The following is a 13,436-nucleotide window of genomic DNA, read 5'->3' on the forward strand; positions in this document are numbered from 1 at the left end:
CAATAAAAAACCCTGCGTGCAGCAGCAGGCAGGGTACGGGACAAGGTTGGCCGCATACGGCGGCCAATCGGGCTTAGCTGGCGCTGGCGTCACCGGCGATTTGCGATTGCTGGTAATTGGCCAGTCCCACCAGATCGATCAGCTTGATCTGCTGTTCCAGCCAGTGCGCGTGGTCGTTTTCGGTTTCTTCCAGCAGCACCATCAGCTGTTCGCGGGTGATGTAGTCGCGCTCCTGTTCACAGACGGCGATCACGTCTTTCAGCGCGGCAGCCACGCGGTATTCCACGTCCAGATCGCTTTTGAGCATCGACGGTACGTCGTCACCGATCACGATCGGCACGCGCTTGGCCACGTTGGGCTTGCCGCCCAGGAACAGGATGCGGGCAATCAGGGTGCGGGCGTGTTCCAGCTCGTCCTCGCGCTCGTGGTCGATGCGGGCAAACAGCTTGTTCAGGCCCCAGTCCTTGTACATTTCTGCGTGCACGAAGTACTGGTCGGCGGCGGACAGCTCTTCTGCCAGCAGTTCGTTCAGCAGGTCGATGATTTTCGGGTTGCCTTGCATGATGTGTGCCCCTGTAAAAGCGGTGAAGTCTCGAATACGGGGATTCTAGTACAGGCCTGCCATGCTGTCATGGTGGATTTTTGCGAATTATTCGCAATAAAATTATCAACATCGCTATTGTTTTGCCACTTGATGGCACAAAAAACCAATAAAACAATCAATAAAGCAATTCGCAAGCAAAGCATTTGCCTGAAGCGAACGCGCCATGCCGCTACCATGCCGCGCCACGTACTGGCGTGATGCGATGAATGATGGTAGCGCCGCCGGTGTGTGGGCAGTAAAATCCGGCTGATCCGCCAAAATCAGCACGAAAGCGAACAAGATGAGCATCAAATCCGACAAGTGGATTCGCCGCATGGCCGAAGAACACGGCATGATCGAGCCGTTTGTATACGACCAGGTCAAGAACGTGAACGGCGAAAAGGTGATCTCGTTCGGCACCTCCAGCTACGGCTACGATATCCGCTGCGCGGACGAATTCAAGGTGTTCACCAATATCAACAGCACCATCGTCGACCCGAAAAACTTCGACCCCGACTCCTTCGTGGAAGTCTCCGGCAAGGGCTACTGCATCATCCCGCCCAACAGCTTTGCGCTGGCCCGTACCGTGGAATACTTCCGCATTCCGCGCTCGGTGCTGACCGTGTGCCTGGGTAAATCCACCTACGCCCGCTGCGGCATCATCGTCAACGTCACCCCGTTCGAACCGGAATGGGAAGGCTACGTCACGCTGGAGTTTTCCAACACCACACCGCTGCCGGCCAAGATCTACGCCAACGAAGGCGTGGCGCAGGTACTGTTCTTCGAATCGGACGAAATCTGCGACGTGTCGTACAAGGACCGCGCCGGCAAATACATGGGCCAGGTTGGCGTTACCCTGCCGCGCCCCTGATCCCCCCGCTCTCCACACCAGGCCTGCCGGCAACGCCAGCAGGCTTTTTTCATGGCGGCAGCCTGCCGCGGCGGCCGTATTTAAGCCTCGCAATTTCCCTACCCTGGTCTAGGATGAATTCAGGGCGCGCTGCAAGCAGCCGCCCTGGGCACAGCAAGCCGTTTCTTCTGAGCGTTGTGGTTCCCCCTTGCCGCATCGCTCTTTTTTTTGCCATTTCAATTGTGTACAATTTAATTTTTTACAATCAGAGTAAACACCATGTCTGTCTATCAATATCGCGTGCCCGCCCTGCTGGGCGGCGACATCCAGCTGGCCGACTACCAGGGCAAGGTACTGCTGCTGGTGAATACCGCCAGCGAATGCGGCTTTACCTACCAGTACGAAGGCCTGGAAGCGCTTCACCGCGAGCTGGGCGACAAAGGCCTGGCGGTGATCGGCTTCCCCTGCAACCAGTTCGGCAAGCAGGAACCCGGCGGCGCCGAAGCCATCGGCAGCTTTTGCCAGAAAAACTACGGCGTCAGCTTCAAGATGGCGGCCAAGATCGACGTCAACGGCGCCAATGCCGACCCGCTGTGGCAATACCTGAAGCAGCAGAAAGCCGGCATTCTGGGCACCCGTGCCATCAAGTGGAACTTCACCAAGTTCCTGCTGGACCGCCAGGGGCGCGTGGTTGGCCGCTTCGGCCCGCGCACCAAACCGGAAGCGCTGCGCAGCGAGATCGAGCGCCTGCTATGACACCGGAACTGCAACTGGACCGGCAGCTGTGCTTTGCGCTGTACGCGGCCAGCCGCAGCATGACCCAGGCCTACCAGCCGCTGCTGGGGGCGTTGGGGCTGACCTACCCGCAATACTTGGTGCTGCTGGTGCTATGGGAGCAGGATGGCGCCAGCATCAAGCAGCTGGGCGAGCGCCTGCTGCTGGATTCCGGCACCCTGACACCGTTGTTGAAGCGGCTGGAGGCCGCCGGCCTGCTGCAGCGGCGGCGCGCCAGCGACGATGAGCGACGGGTGGAAGTGTGGCTAAGCGAGGCTGGCAAGGCGCTGGAGGAAAAGGCCGCCGCCATCCCGCAGGCGATGCGCTGCCGCTACGGCGCGGAAGGCCGCGAGGCCGAATCGGCCATGCTGCGACAAACCCTGCAGCAACTGACCATGCTGCTGCAGGGGAAACCGGGCTAGATGGCTTCGCTGGCTGCCTGGCACGGGCTGTCCAGCGCCTCGCGCGCCAGCCTGGCCAGCGCGTCCAGGTCTTCGTCCAGATGCTGCTGCATGTGACGCAGCGCACCGGCCAGAATGGCCGACGCCAGCAAGGCCTCGTCACACTGGAACACCTGCGCCATGGCACGCAGCTGGCTGCAAGTCTGGTGATTGAGTGGTAACGCCAGCTGGCGCACCGGGTCGACGGACAACAGCTGGCCCAGGTCGCGCCCTTCGGCCTGGTGGCGTTCCAGCTGGGCGATGAAGTCATGCAGGGTATCGTTCACGTGTCACCTCCGCTTTCCGGGCAGATGCCCGTTCCAGCATGGCACACGCGGCCAACATTCCCAGCCCGATAGCGATAAAAAATGATCGCCATCAAGCACTTAGGTCAAGCACTAGCCCTGATGCAGATCGCCATCGATATAGCGCCAGGCGCCGTCTTCACGGCGAAAGCGGCTGGTTTCGTGCAAGCGGTAGGCGCGGCCGCACACCTTGTAGCGCGCCACGAACTCCACGGTGCCGCTATCGTCCCCCTCTGCACCGCCCGAGGTAGCCAATACCTGCAAGCCCAGCCACTTCACGCCGTCGTCGGCACTCAGGTCCAGGCTGACGGGGCGCGTGTCGCTGGCCCAGCTTTGCAGCAGGTAGGGTTCCAGCTGCAGCACAAAGGCGCTATAGCGCGAGCGCATCAGCTGTTCGGCGCGTGCGGGTAACTCGCCGTGGTGGTAGCGGCCGCAACAAGCGGCGTAAGGCAACGGTTGGCCGCAATGGCAGCCAGTACTGGCAGGGGTCTTTTTCATCAGGCAAGGGTCAGCGCGGCAAAGGCGGCAGGCTGTAGAGCTTGAGCAGGAACTGGGTAAAAGCCGGGTTGGCGGGTTTGTCCGGCAGCGTGGGCCAGCGCCGTTGCCACATCTCCAGACGGTCTTCCATCTGTTTCTGGGCACGGGCACTGTCGATCTGGCCGGCGTCGCGCTGCTGGGCGATACGGCGATAGGTGCGGAACACGTCGTCGTCCACCGCGTTGCGGCCAACCTGCTGCTGGCGCAGCGCGTCCAGCTTGTCGGCCACCTGCACGCGGGTAAGCTCGCCCTTGCCCACGCGCGGCGCCAGTTGCTGCGCTTCGCGCATCAGCACGTCGGCAGCGGCATGGCCGCCGCCGCCCAGCTGCGGCAAGCTGGCGCAACCGGCCAGCCACAGCAGAGACAGCATCAGAAGCAATCGTTTCATGTGTGGCATTGTAATCGGGATTGCGCACTGGCGCTGCCCTGCCCTATCGCTGAATGCAAAAACCCCGCCTGGCGGTGGGGTGCCAGTCAGTTAACGCTGACTGGCGTTTTTTTGGTTAGAGGTTTGTTGCGTTGAAGTACGCTAGTGTGTCCGCTATGCGGACGATGATTAGATGCCGGTTCCGCCCGGCAGACGGGAAAGGGGGCGGATTGCCGCCCCCTTTTCATTCCCCCGCAACCCGGGGCTGCTCGAAACCCCGGTCAAAACGGCACGCCCCAGGCGCCGCCGAACTCGCCCCTCGCTAACGGCTCGGGGCTCAAACAAATCGGCGTCTTAAAACCTGGGGCGCACCGTTTTGACCGGCTCGCGCCAACGGGATGGGGCGCCGCACTCACGCCTTACCAATTGATAGCCAAGTACATTCGACTAACTGACCAGCATTATCCTGGCGGCGGGGTGTAGGCACACGGTGAGCGGATGATCAGTCGGCCAGATGCTGGAACAGCGCGGTCGACAGGTAACGCTCGCCGAACGACGGAATGACCACCACGATCAGCTTGCCAGCATTTTCCGGGCGCTTGGCCAGCTGCAGCGCGGCCCACACGGCGGCGCCGGACGAGATGCCCACCAGTACACCTTCCTGGCTAGCCACGGCACGAGCGGTCTCGAACGCGTCATCGTTGCCGACGCGGATGATTTCGTCGTAGATGCCGGTATTGAGAATGGGCGGCACAAAGCCGGCGCCGATGCCCTGGATCGGGTGCGGGCCCTTGGCACCACCAGACAGCACCGGCGACGCATCCGGCTCTACCGCCACGATCTGTACGCCCGGCTTGCGCGCTTTCAGCACTTCGCCCACGCCGGTGATGGTACCGCCGGTGCCGACGCCGGCTACCAGAATATCCACCTGGCCGTCGGTATCGCGCCAGATTTCTTCGGCGGTGGTGTTGCGGTGGATCTCGGGGTTGGCCGGGTTTTCAAACTGTTGCGGCATGAAGTGGGTGTCGGGGTTGGCCGCCACGATCTCGCGGGCTTTGGCGATGGCACCGCCCATGCCGTCCGGGCCGGGGGTCAGTACCAGCTCGGCACCGTAGGCGCGCAGCAGCTGGCGGCGCTCGCGGCTCATGGTTTCCGGCATGGTGATGATCAGCTTGTAACCGCGCGCCGCGCACACCATGGCCAGGCCGATACCGGTGTTGCCGGAGGTGGGCTCCACGATCACGGTGCCGGGGCCGATCTTGCCGTCTTGCTCGGCGGCATCGATCATCGCTACCGCAATGCGGTCTTTCACGCTGTGGCCGGGGTTAAAGAACTCCAGCTTGGCCACCACGGTGGCGCCGGCGCCTTCGGTGACACGGTTCAGGCGCACCAGCGGCGTGTTGCCGATGAGGTCGGTGACGGAAGAAGCAATACGCATTGTTTATTCTCCTGTTGAGCGCACGGCGCAGGCCGTTATGCTGAGCAATTCTATACAGTCACACCCGGGCTGCCTAATACCGTTTTTTGATAAGTTTCGAACGCTTGCCTATAACCGGCACTCACGAGATGCCGGGCATCACGCGGCAGCCGGCTTGCCATACCGCGTCGTCGTAAGCCACCAGCACGATGCGCTGCAGCTCATGCGCCGGTGCTGCGGCCAACCATTCGGTAATGGCCTGCCACGCCACGCTCATCGCCGCCAGCGCCGGGTAACCGTATACGCCGCAACTGATGGCCGGGAACGCCAGCTCGCGCACGCCACGGTTGGCCGCTTCGTCTAGGCAATGGCGGTAACACAGCGCCAGCTGGGCGGCTTCGTCCTCGTCGCCACCGCGCCATACCGGGCCGACGGTATGAAACACCCAGCGTGCCGGCAGCGCGAAACCGGGCGTTACCCGTACCTCGCCCACCGGGCAAAAGCCGTGCTGCAAACAGGCCTGCAGCATGCCGGGGCCGGCAGCTCGATGGATGGCACCGTCCACCCCGCCGCCGCCACGCAAGCCACGGTTGGCCGCATTGACGATGGCGTCTACCGCCAGCCGGGTGATATCGCCGCGCCACAATTCGATGGTGACGCCGTGTTGACGTGTCAGCATGCTTGGTTTTGTCCTTGCTGAAAAAACAAAACCCCTCGCCGTATCGGGAGGGGTTGTCTGGCCGCTGCGCGGATTATTCCGCGCTGTCGGTCTTGGCGGCTTCGGCGACCACGGCTTCGGCAGCCGGTACCTCGGCGGCAACCGGCGCTGCAGCGTCGGTCTTGGCCGGGCGTGGCTGCACCATGCGCTCGGCAGCGGCTTTTTCTTCGGCGCTGACTACGCCGACCGGCTTCATCGCCAGGTCGAAGCGCTTGCCGCCACGGGCCAGCGACTTGATGTAGCGCTGACGGCGGCAGTGGTTGGCCAGCACGCGGGCCACCAGTTGGGCGTCGAACTGCGGCAGTTCGGCGATCAGCGCCTCGTGGATGCCCAGCGCCAGCGGCAGGAAGCGTTTGAACACGTCGTACTTGGCGTAGACGTGAGCGGCGATCATCTCGGTCTGGCTTTTCTTGCTCAGGCTTTGTACGGCCGTCTTCAGTGCCGCACCCAGTGCTGTTTCATTATTCGGTTTCATGGCGTTTTTCATGGTTCAGGTCACCGGGCAAAGCAGGTTTGCGCGCAGTCCTTTCAGTATCGGCACGTGCGGACGGCGACGCCATCCGGCAAAAAGGGGGCTATCTTAATGCAGCCGGCGCCCAGACGCCAGCCGCATGACACCGCTTACCAACAGTTGGCCGCAGTATAGCCACTGGTGGCGCTGGTCACGCCCTTCAGACCAGTATTGGTTAGCGTCAGGATATTGCACTTGTCGGTATTCTGCCCGGCCTTGCTTTGCGGCGTGGCACTAAGGGTGTAACCGACAGTCGGGCTGGCCGCCGCGATGCTGATGTTGTAGTAACCGTTTTCGGTCAGGCCACTGCTGGCAATGCCCATCACCGAGCCTAGCGACGCCAGCGTGGTGCTATACGTATTGTTGGCCGAATAGTAGCGCTCCTGCGCCAGCGCCACCGCGGCCAGCGCGGTCTTGGCCTCGGTACGGTTGGCGCGAATCACGTAGTCGCGGTACAGCGGCATGGCAATGCTGGTAAGAATACCGACAATCGCCACCACAATGACCAGCTCGATCAGGGTAAAGCCCTGTTGTTTCATGTTTGTCTCCGCGTTCATTCTTCTACCGATACCACTGATTCCAGCGCCGTTACCGAGTTCGGGTCGTTGCGCAAGCCGGTGGCGCTGGCCTGGATACGGTAATACACCTTACCGCCCGAGGCCGTGCAGTTGTTGACGCAACTGATGGTATAGCTGGACGACGCCCCACCCAGAGGCGAGACCGTGGCGCGTGACGGCAATGGCACCGAAGCGGTGATATTACTGAGGTCATCGGCCGTGCCCAGGTAGATCTCGCCTTCGCGCAGCGCCGCTTCGGCGGCAAAAAAAGCCACGTTTTTTTCGCGCAGGTTACCGGCAATCTTCTCCTGCACGATGGCACTCTTGGTGACGGCAAAACCCAGCAGGCCCAGCACCAGCAGGAACACCATCACCACCAACAGCGAAAAGCCGCGTTGCTGCATCCGGCTCATGGCGCATTCCTCACGTAAACCGAGGTGCGGAACACCTTGGCGATCCGGTTATTACTGGTACTGCTGGCCGCGTTGTTGCAGTCGGTAAAGCTCACCGCCGACGGCGCCACATTGTTTTCCAGTGACTCCACCACCATGCACACGCGGATAGCGTACACCGCCGACGCCGGTGGCGCGGCAACGTAGCCATCGGGAATACGATCGCCGGTGGTGTCTTGCCCGTACTGGAACACCAGCTGTGTCACACCAGGCACCACTTCGTTACCATCGCAACGCAGGCTGGTGCCGCTACGATCAATCACATGCGTTCGCGACGCGTTTTGTGTCAGCCCCTGGCCGCTACAATCGACGATATTGCCGTCGTCGGCACCGCGCACCCGCAACTGCAAGGTGGACGAAGTACCGGCAAACAGCTGCGAGGCCTGCATCGCCAGAGCACTGCCACTGGCATTGGTAGCCGGGTACAGTGTGGCAAAGCTGGTGGCAATTTCGGAGTTGGCCGCGTACCCGGCCTGACGGATCTGCTGCCCCAGCCACGATATGGCAAAGCGGCCACGCTCCTGCACGTCGGCTTGGGCCTGCTGCGTGCGATAGGTGCTCTTGTTGGCGATGAAGAACTGCGCTGCTACCAGGATCAGGAACAGCGACAGTACCAGCGATACCATCAGCTCGACCATGGTCAGACCGTATTGTCTTGTCTTCATGGCGTTTACCTGAACACGTAGCTAAGGCTGGCCGCGCCGGTGCGCGGGTCTTGCCAGTTGATGACCACCTGGAATGCACAAGGTTGGTTGGCTGCAGAACCGGAAGCCAGCGAATAATCGCAATTGGCCGCCGTGATGCCGCTGGCCACCGCGCCGTTGCGCATCAGGTTCAGGCTCCAGGTACCGGACGGCAATACGGCGCTGGCATTGTTGATCCAGGTGTCCATGTCGTTATCGTCCGCCGTGGCAATGGCCGACTGGCTGGCGCTCACCGCCCCGCACATGGTAGAAGCCCCGCTCAGGCTGGTACTGGAAGCGGCGTTAAGGTAGCAACCCACCGCCGAGGCGAGGCGATAGAGGTTATTGTCTTCGTCGTAGACATAGATATTGTCGCCGGTATTGGCACGTACCCGCTCGGCGTAAGCCAGCGCCAGCTCTCCGGCGCTGGCGCGCAGATAAGCCAGCCGCGTGGATTGCAACGCATTGGTCTGCAGCATCGATACCGCCAGCAGGCCGAAGCCGATGATCACCACCGACACCAGCAGCTCGACGAAGGCAAAGCCTTGCTGTGACGCCTTGCTGTTCATTCAGTTACCCACCTTGATACTGCCATACGGCGCAATGGTGACCGTGGCCGACACGGTGCTGTCGCTATTGCGGAACACCACGACACCGTCACTACTATTGATACGCGCATTGCTGGCGTCGGACTTCACCTGGCCACTGGGAGCAAAGCGCAAACCGGCCAGACTGGCCGACGCCACGGCACCGGCTTCGGCCTGGTGCACTTTCAGTACCGTACCGCTGGCGCCCCCGGTGCGGACCAGCATGATCCAGTTCTGGTTCCACTGTGCGGCCGTACCGCAGCTGGTGGCGGTGCTCTGCGAGGCGGCGCATACCGTCACGTCGGCACCACGCCGGATGGCCTCGGAGCGCGCCTGCCCCAGATCCGCCGCCAGCGCGTAGGCAAACGACTGCACCTTGTTCTGCGCCACAAAGCGGTTGTACGCCGGCACCGCGTACGACATCACGATGGCAATAATGGCCACCACGATGATCATCTCCACCAATGTAAAACCCCGCAGCCTTCTCATCTTGAACCGACCCGCCATCGCGCGACAGATACTCCAGTCTAGCGCAGCCGGTCAAACCACAGCCACGCGCTTTTACAGAAAAACCTTGTTACAGGCCGGCAGCGTAGCGCAGTCTGTGCTATCGATACAAACCCGATCGTTAATTCTGTTTACAGCTGTCAAAAGCAGAAGCCATTTTAAAGTGGCAGCCTAGCTCCCGTCAGCGTCATCCACGACCATGCCGGCGGCGGGGCTTGATGAAAGTCCGCCTGCCGCGCAGGGCGGGCAGCCCGGGCCAACAGACGCTAACGGGCGACGGTTTGGTCACACAGCTCGGCCAGCCGGTGCAGGCCACGCTGGTAGGCGTCGCTCCACGGGTAACAGCACGACAACCGGATGCAGTTGCGGTAGCGGCCGCGCGGCGAGTACAAGGCGCCCGGTACCACCAGCATTTTTTCCGCATACGCCGCCCGCGACAGCTGCAGCGCGTCGGCCTCGCCCGGCAACTCCACCCACAGCAGGCAGCCACCGGTAGGCGACGTGGCGCGGGTGCCGGCCGGAAACACTTGCGCCACCACATCTTGCAAGCGCGCCATCTGTGCCTGGTAATGGCGGCGCAAGAAGCGCAGGTGCTGGTCGTAGGCACCGTCCTGCAGGTACACGGCCAGCGTTTCTTCCAGCAGCCGCGGTTGCGATAGCGACGACGCAAACTTCAACCGCGTCAGTTCGCGACGGTAACGGCCAGGCGCAATCCAGCCCACCCGAAAGCCGGGCGCCAGCGTCTTGTTGAAGCTGCCGCACAGCAGTACGTAGCCGTCGCTATCGTGCGCTTTCACCGCGTCCGGCGTCAGCTGGCCGTAAAACAGGTCGGCGTGCGGGCAGTCTTCGATCAGCGGCACGCGGTGCGCATTCACCAGTGCGGCCAACCTTTTTTTGTTTTCCGGCGGCATGGTAGCGCCCAGCGGGTTGTGCACGGTAGGCATCGCCACGATGGCCTGCAGCCGTTTTTCTTCCAGCAGCAGCTCCAGCGCGTCCAGCGACAGGCCGGTGGTGGGATGGGTGGGGATCTCGATCACGTTCAGGCCCAGGCTTTTCAGCAAGGGCAGCAGCAGAAAGTAGGTCGGCGATTCCAGACCGATGGTGTCGCCGTGCTTGCAGACGGTGCGCAGCGCCAGTTGCAGTGCCTCGGTGCAGCCATTGGTGGTAACGATGTCGTCGGCCGCCAGCGCCACACCCCAGGCCAGCGCCCGCCGCGCCACCTGTTCACGCAGCGACTGCGCGCCGGGCGGGTAGCTGTAGTCGGTAGCCAGCGTCGGCTGTTCGCGGCTGAGCTTGTGCAGAATGTGCTTAAGGCGCGTGGTGGGGTAAAAATCGCCGCCGCGCGGCGACGCCATCGACAGGTCCAGGTAGCCCGGCTGCTGCTGCGCGGCCAACACCAGCTCGATGTTGTCCAGCACCTCGTCGCCGGTGGCCACGGTGCCGCTCTGGCGGCGCATATGCGGTAGCGGCAGCCGCGTCTGGGTGCGCACATAGAAGCCGGACTGCGGGCGCGCCTCTACCAGCCCCCGCTCTTCCATCAGGCGGTAAGCGGCCAGGATGGTAGCCGGGCTGACCTGGTATTGCGCGCATGCCTTGCGCACCGACGGCATTTTCTCGCCCGGGCGCAGCACGCCGCGCTGGATCAGCGCCGTCCATTCGTTCACCAATTGCATGTAAAGGGTGTCTTGCGCCATCGCCTGCTCCACCGGCACAGTTTGGCCGGGCTGTTACCAGTACAGTTGGCCGCAAGCCAAACTGTGATGGTTTCAAATTGAAAATTCTGAATCTGTTATTGTAATCCGCCGCGCCTTATCATGCAGCCCACTCTTTCATACTTTGTTGCTGCACCCGATGAATACCGCTGCCCTGCTGATTTACCTGTCCGTGATGGCGCTGACCCCCGGCCCCAATAACCTGATCCTGGCCGCCAGCGGCCTGAATCACGGTTTCGGGCGCACCGTCCCGTCGCTGCTGGGCATTTCCACCGGTATCGCGCTGCAGTCTGCCATCATCATCCTGTTCATGAGCCAGCTGGCCCCGCTGCTGGGCGCGCTCAAACCGCTGCTGACGCTAGCCGGCTGCGCCTACCTGCTGTACCTGGCCTGGCAAATGAAACAGGCCGGCGCGCTGGGCGAGCAGGCAGAACAGCAGCAACCGATGAGCTTCATGGGCGGCATCTGGTTCCAGTGGCTGAACCCGAAAACCTGGATGATGAGCCTGAACATGGGCATGGTATTCCTGCCGCAAGACATGCCGGCCGGCCAAGCAGCCGCGCTGTTCTTCCTGCTGGTATTCATCACCATGATGCCGTGCATCAGCGTGTGGGCCGGCGCCGGCGTAGCGCTGCAAAAGCTGCTGAACACCCCGCGCCGACTGGCCTGCTTCAATGGTGCCATGGCGCTGACACTGGCCGGCACCGCGCTGTGGCTGCTGCTGGACAGCCTGCCCGCCGGCCGCCTGAGCGCGGCCAACTTCCCGATCTGACCGCTCCCGCCACGGCGGCCGCCCTGCCTGGCGGCCGTTTTATCGCCTGCCCGGTTTGCCCGCCCTTTCGCTGGCAACGTACAATACCGGTTTTACGATTCACAGCAGGCGTAGACCATGATCCGCACCCGTTTTGCCCCCAGCCCCACCGGTTTCCTGCACATCGGCGGCGTGCGCACGGCACTGTTCTCCTGGGCGTTTGCCCGCAAGCAAGGCGGCACCTTCGTGCTGCGCATCGAAGACACCGACCTGGAACGCTCTACCCCGGAATCGGTAAAAGCCATCATGGACGGCATGCACTGGGTGGGCCTGGACTACGACGAAGGCCCGTTCTACCAGACCCAGCGCTTTGACCGGTACAAGGAAGTGATCCAGCAACTGCTGGCCAGCGGCCACGCCTACCTGTGCTACTGCAGCAAGGAAGAGCTGGACGCGCTGCGTGCCGAACAGGAAGCCCGCGGCGAAAAACCGCGCTACGACCGCCGCTGGCGCCCGGAAGACGGCAAAACGCTGCCGCAGCCGCCGGCAGGCGTACAACCGGTGGTGCGTTTCAAGACCCCGCTGACCGGCTCAGTCGTGTGGGAAGACGCGGTAAAAGGCCGCATCGAGATCAGCAACGAAGAGCTGGACGACCTGATCATCGCGCGCCCGGACGGCAGCCCCACCTACAACTTCTGCGTGGTGGTGGACGACTGGGACATGAACATCACCCACGTCATTCGCGGTGACGATCACGTCAACAACACCCCGCGCCAGATCAACATCCTGCTGGCCCTGGGCGCCCCGCTGCCGGTGTACGGCCACCTGCCGATGATCCTTAACGAAGACGGCCAGAAGATGTCCAAGCGCCGCGACGCCGTCAGCGTGGTGGACTACGCCGCCAAGGGCATTCTGCCGGAAGCGCTGCTGAACTACCTGGCGCGCCTGGGCTGGGGCCACGGTGACGAAGAGTTCTTCAGCATGGAACAATTCGTCGAGTGGTTCACGCTGGAAGCGGTGAGCCCGTCCGCCAGCCGCTTCAACAACGAAAAATTCCTGTGGCTGAACGCCCAGCACATCAAGGCCGCCGACAACGCCCGCTTGGGCGAGCTGATCGCCGAGCGCCTGGCTGCGGCCAACGTCGACACCCGCCACGGCCCGGCCCTGGCCGACGTGATTGGCCTAGTGAAAGAGCGCGTACAAGACCTGAACGCACTGGCCCGCGAGGTGGACTACTTCTACGCCAAGCGCAGCCCGCAAGCCGAAGACGTGGAAAAGCACCTGGGCGCCGACAGCCACGCCCGCATGCAACGCTTTGCCGACCGCCTGGCCGCGCTGGACAGCTGGAACGCCGAGAGCATCCACAGCCTGTTCAAGCCGTTCTGCGCTGACGAAGGCATCAAGATGGGCCAACTGGGCATGCCGCTGCGTGTACTGGTGTGCGGCACCACTCAGACCCCGTCGGTTGACGCGGTACTGGCCTTGATCGGCAAGGAAGAAGTGCTGCGCCGCCTGCGCGCCTAAGCCTGCATCGACGGCAACACCGCAACTGCCCGGCCAACTGGCCGGGCATTTTATTGCGTGGCGATTTACCAACACTGCATTTTATCGATGCCATCACCAGTTTCATTAGCGTTTTATCCATACAAGCTGCAGCAACCACACTCGGAATACGCCTTGCCCCA

19 protein-coding genes are annotated in these 13,436 nt (G+C 62.5%); 5 read left to right on the top strand and 14 right to left on the bottom strand.

Annotated elements, in window-relative coordinates:
* Positions 1-73: 73 nt before the first annotated feature.
* On the bottom strand, positions 74-562 hold the full coding sequence (gene bfr, locus FLQ03_RS17255) for a bacterioferritin (RefSeq protein WP_144372086.1): 489 nt from the start codon (positions 560-562) through the stop codon (positions 74-76).
* Positions 563-676: 114 nt separating this feature from the next.
* Positions 677-892 (bottom strand): hypothetical protein, encoded by a 216-nt coding sequence (locus FLQ03_RS17260; RefSeq protein WP_144372087.1) that lies wholly within the window; start codon positions 890-892, stop codon positions 677-679.
* On the opposite strand from FLQ03_RS17260, the gene dcd reads away from it, so the two are divergent.
* The 3 genes from dcd to FLQ03_RS17275 all read left to right on the top strand — a co-directional run bounded on the left by dcd (position 885) and on the right by FLQ03_RS17275 (position 2,629).
* Positions 885-1,454 carry a dCTP deaminase gene (dcd, locus tag FLQ03_RS17265; protein WP_144372088.1) on the top strand — a complete coding sequence of 190 codons (570 nt, stop codon included), beginning with the start codon at positions 885-887 and terminating at the stop codon, positions 1,452-1,454. The genes FLQ03_RS17260 and dcd overlap by 8 nt on opposite strands.
* 258 nt (positions 1,455-1,712) lie before the next feature.
* Positions 1,713-2,189 (top strand): glutathione peroxidase, encoded by a 477-nt coding sequence (locus FLQ03_RS17270; RefSeq protein WP_144372089.1) that lies wholly within the window; start codon positions 1,713-1,715, stop codon positions 2,187-2,189.
* Positions 2,186-2,629 carry a MarR family winged helix-turn-helix transcriptional regulator gene (locus FLQ03_RS17275; RefSeq protein ID WP_144372090.1) on the top strand — a complete coding sequence of 148 codons (444 nt, stop codon included), beginning with the start codon at positions 2,186-2,188 and terminating at the stop codon, positions 2,627-2,629. The genes FLQ03_RS17270 and FLQ03_RS17275 overlap by 4 nt, the downstream gene beginning before the upstream one ends.
* Here the strand turns inward: FLQ03_RS17275 and FLQ03_RS17280 are convergent.
* The 12 genes from FLQ03_RS17280 to FLQ03_RS17335 form a co-directional block, all read right to left on the bottom strand.
* Positions 2,626-2,934 carry a hypothetical protein gene (locus FLQ03_RS17280; protein WP_144372091.1) on the bottom strand — a complete coding sequence of 103 codons (309 nt, stop codon included), beginning with the start codon at positions 2,932-2,934 and terminating at the stop codon, positions 2,626-2,628. The two genes, FLQ03_RS17275 and FLQ03_RS17280, sit on opposite strands and share 4 nt — an antisense overlap.
* 111 nt (positions 2,935-3,045) lie before the next feature.
* On the bottom strand, positions 3,046-3,450 hold the full coding sequence (locus FLQ03_RS17285; protein WP_144372092.1) for a YchJ family protein: 405 nt from the start codon (positions 3,448-3,450) through the stop codon (positions 3,046-3,048).
* Positions 3,451-3,460: 10 nt separating this feature from the next.
* Complete coding sequence (locus tag FLQ03_RS17290) at positions 3,461-3,877, bottom strand: hypothetical protein (protein ID WP_240802309.1); 417 nt, start codon at positions 3,875-3,877, stop codon at positions 3,461-3,463.
* 481 nt (positions 3,878-4,358) lie between these two features.
* Positions 4,359-5,294: a cysteine synthase A gene (gene cysK, locus FLQ03_RS17295; RefSeq protein ID WP_144372094.1), complete on the bottom strand. Its 936-nt coding sequence runs from the start codon at positions 5,292-5,294 to the stop codon at positions 4,359-4,361.
* 121 nt (positions 5,295-5,415) lie between these two features.
* Positions 5,416-5,952 (bottom strand): macro domain-containing protein, encoded by a 537-nt coding sequence (locus FLQ03_RS17300; RefSeq protein ID WP_144372095.1) that lies wholly within the window; start codon positions 5,950-5,952, stop codon positions 5,416-5,418.
* 73 nt (positions 5,953-6,025) lie between these two features.
* A complete protein-coding gene (locus FLQ03_RS17305; RefSeq protein WP_144372096.1) occupies positions 6,026-6,466 on the bottom strand; it encodes a ProQ/FINO family protein in 441 nt (146 codons plus the stop codon).
* 146 nt (positions 6,467-6,612) lie between these two features.
* Entirely contained in the window at positions 6,613-7,041 is a 429-nt protein-coding gene (locus tag FLQ03_RS17310) for a type IV pilin protein (protein ID WP_144372097.1), read from the bottom strand.
* Positions 7,042-7,055: 14 nt separating this feature from the next.
* Positions 7,056-7,472, bottom strand: a complete 417-nt coding sequence (locus tag FLQ03_RS17315; RefSeq protein ID WP_144372098.1) for a pilus assembly PilX family protein — start codon at positions 7,470-7,472, stop codon at positions 7,056-7,058.
* Positions 7,469-8,176, bottom strand: a complete 708-nt coding sequence (locus tag FLQ03_RS17320; RefSeq protein WP_144372099.1) for a PilW family protein — start codon at positions 8,174-8,176, stop codon at positions 7,469-7,471. The genes FLQ03_RS17315 and FLQ03_RS17320 overlap by 4 nt, the downstream gene beginning before the upstream one ends.
* A 5-nt stretch (positions 8,177-8,181) precedes the next feature.
* Positions 8,182-8,763, bottom strand: a complete 582-nt coding sequence (pilV, locus tag FLQ03_RS17325) for a type IV pilus modification protein PilV (RefSeq protein ID WP_144372100.1) — start codon at positions 8,761-8,763, stop codon at positions 8,182-8,184.
* Positions 8,764-9,288, bottom strand: a complete 525-nt coding sequence (locus FLQ03_RS17330; protein WP_144372101.1) for a GspH/FimT family pseudopilin — start codon at positions 9,286-9,288, stop codon at positions 8,764-8,766.
* A gap of 266 nt (positions 9,289-9,554) precedes the next feature.
* Positions 9,555-10,982 carry an aminotransferase-like domain-containing protein gene (locus FLQ03_RS17335; protein ID WP_144372102.1) on the bottom strand — a complete coding sequence of 476 codons (1,428 nt, stop codon included), beginning with the start codon at positions 10,980-10,982 and terminating at the stop codon, positions 9,555-9,557.
* A gap of 157 nt (positions 10,983-11,139) precedes the next feature.
* Between FLQ03_RS17335 and FLQ03_RS17340 the strand changes: the two genes are divergently transcribed.
* Positions 11,140-11,772 (top strand): LysE family translocator, encoded by a 633-nt coding sequence (locus FLQ03_RS17340; RefSeq protein WP_144372103.1) that lies wholly within the window; start codon positions 11,140-11,142, stop codon positions 11,770-11,772.
* A 117-nt stretch (positions 11,773-11,889) separates the two neighbouring features.
* Positions 11,890-13,275 (top strand): glutamate--tRNA ligase, encoded by a 1,386-nt coding sequence (gene gltX, locus FLQ03_RS17345; RefSeq protein WP_144372104.1) that lies wholly within the window; start codon positions 11,890-11,892, stop codon positions 13,273-13,275.
* Positions 13,276-13,436 lie beyond the last annotated feature (161 nt).

Origin of the sequence: Vogesella urethralis (genome assembly GCF_007644045.2) — a bacterium.
Taxonomy (GTDB): domain Bacteria; phylum Pseudomonadota; class Gammaproteobacteria; order Burkholderiales; family Chromobacteriaceae; genus Vogesella; species Vogesella urethralis.

Excerpts from the sequence above, each read along its gene's own strand:
- bfr (WP_144372086.1), bottom strand. The coding sequence starts at position 562 with ATGCAAGGCAACCCGAAAATCATCGACCTGCTGAACGAACTGCTGGCA.
- dcd (WP_144372088.1), top strand. The coding sequence starts at position 885 with ATGAGCATCAAATCCGACAAGTGGATTCGCCGCATGGCCGAAGAACAC.
- FLQ03_RS17260 (WP_144372087.1), bottom strand. The coding sequence starts at position 892 with ATGCTCATCTTGTTCGCTTTCGTGCTGATTTTGGCGGATCAGCCGGAT.
- FLQ03_RS17270 (WP_144372089.1), top strand. The coding sequence starts at position 1,713 with ATGTCTGTCTATCAATATCGCGTGCCCGCCCTGCTGGGCGGCGACATC.
- FLQ03_RS17275 (WP_144372090.1), top strand. The coding sequence starts at position 2,186 with ATGACACCGGAACTGCAACTGGACCGGCAGCTGTGCTTTGCGCTGTAC.
- FLQ03_RS17285 (WP_144372092.1), bottom strand. The coding sequence starts at position 3,450 with ATGAAAAAGACCCCTGCCAGTACTGGCTGCCATTGCGGCCAACCGTTG.
- FLQ03_RS17290 (WP_240802309.1), bottom strand. The coding sequence starts at position 3,877 with ATGAAACGATTGCTTCTGATGCTGTCTCTGCTGTGGCTGGCCGGTTGC.
- cysK (WP_144372094.1), bottom strand. The coding sequence starts at position 5,294 with ATGCGTATTGCTTCTTCCGTCACCGACCTCATCGGCAACACGCCGCTG.
- FLQ03_RS17300 (WP_144372095.1), bottom strand. The coding sequence starts at position 5,952 with ATGCTGACACGTCAACACGGCGTCACCATCGAATTGTGGCGCGGCGAT.
- FLQ03_RS17305 (WP_144372096.1), bottom strand. The coding sequence starts at position 6,466 with ATGAAACCGAATAATGAAACAGCACTGGGTGCGGCACTGAAGACGGCC.
- FLQ03_RS17310 (WP_144372097.1), bottom strand. The coding sequence starts at position 7,041 with ATGAAACAACAGGGCTTTACCCTGATCGAGCTGGTCATTGTGGTGGCG.
- FLQ03_RS17315 (WP_144372098.1), bottom strand. The coding sequence starts at position 7,472 with ATGAGCCGGATGCAGCAACGCGGCTTTTCGCTGTTGGTGGTGATGGTG.
- FLQ03_RS17320 (WP_144372099.1), bottom strand. The coding sequence starts at position 8,176 with ATGAAGACAAGACAATACGGTCTGACCATGGTCGAGCTGATGGTATCG.
- pilV (WP_144372100.1), bottom strand. The coding sequence starts at position 8,763 with ATGAACAGCAAGGCGTCACAGCAAGGCTTTGCCTTCGTCGAGCTGCTG.
- FLQ03_RS17330 (WP_144372101.1), bottom strand. The coding sequence starts at position 9,288 with ATGGCGGGTCGGTTCAAGATGAGAAGGCTGCGGGGTTTTACATTGGTG.
- FLQ03_RS17335 (WP_144372102.1), bottom strand. The coding sequence starts at position 10,982 with ATGGCGCAAGACACCCTTTACATGCAATTGGTGAACGAATGGACGGCG.
- FLQ03_RS17340 (WP_144372103.1), top strand. The coding sequence starts at position 11,140 with ATGAATACCGCTGCCCTGCTGATTTACCTGTCCGTGATGGCGCTGACC.
- gltX (WP_144372104.1), top strand. The coding sequence starts at position 11,890 with ATGATCCGCACCCGTTTTGCCCCCAGCCCCACCGGTTTCCTGCACATC.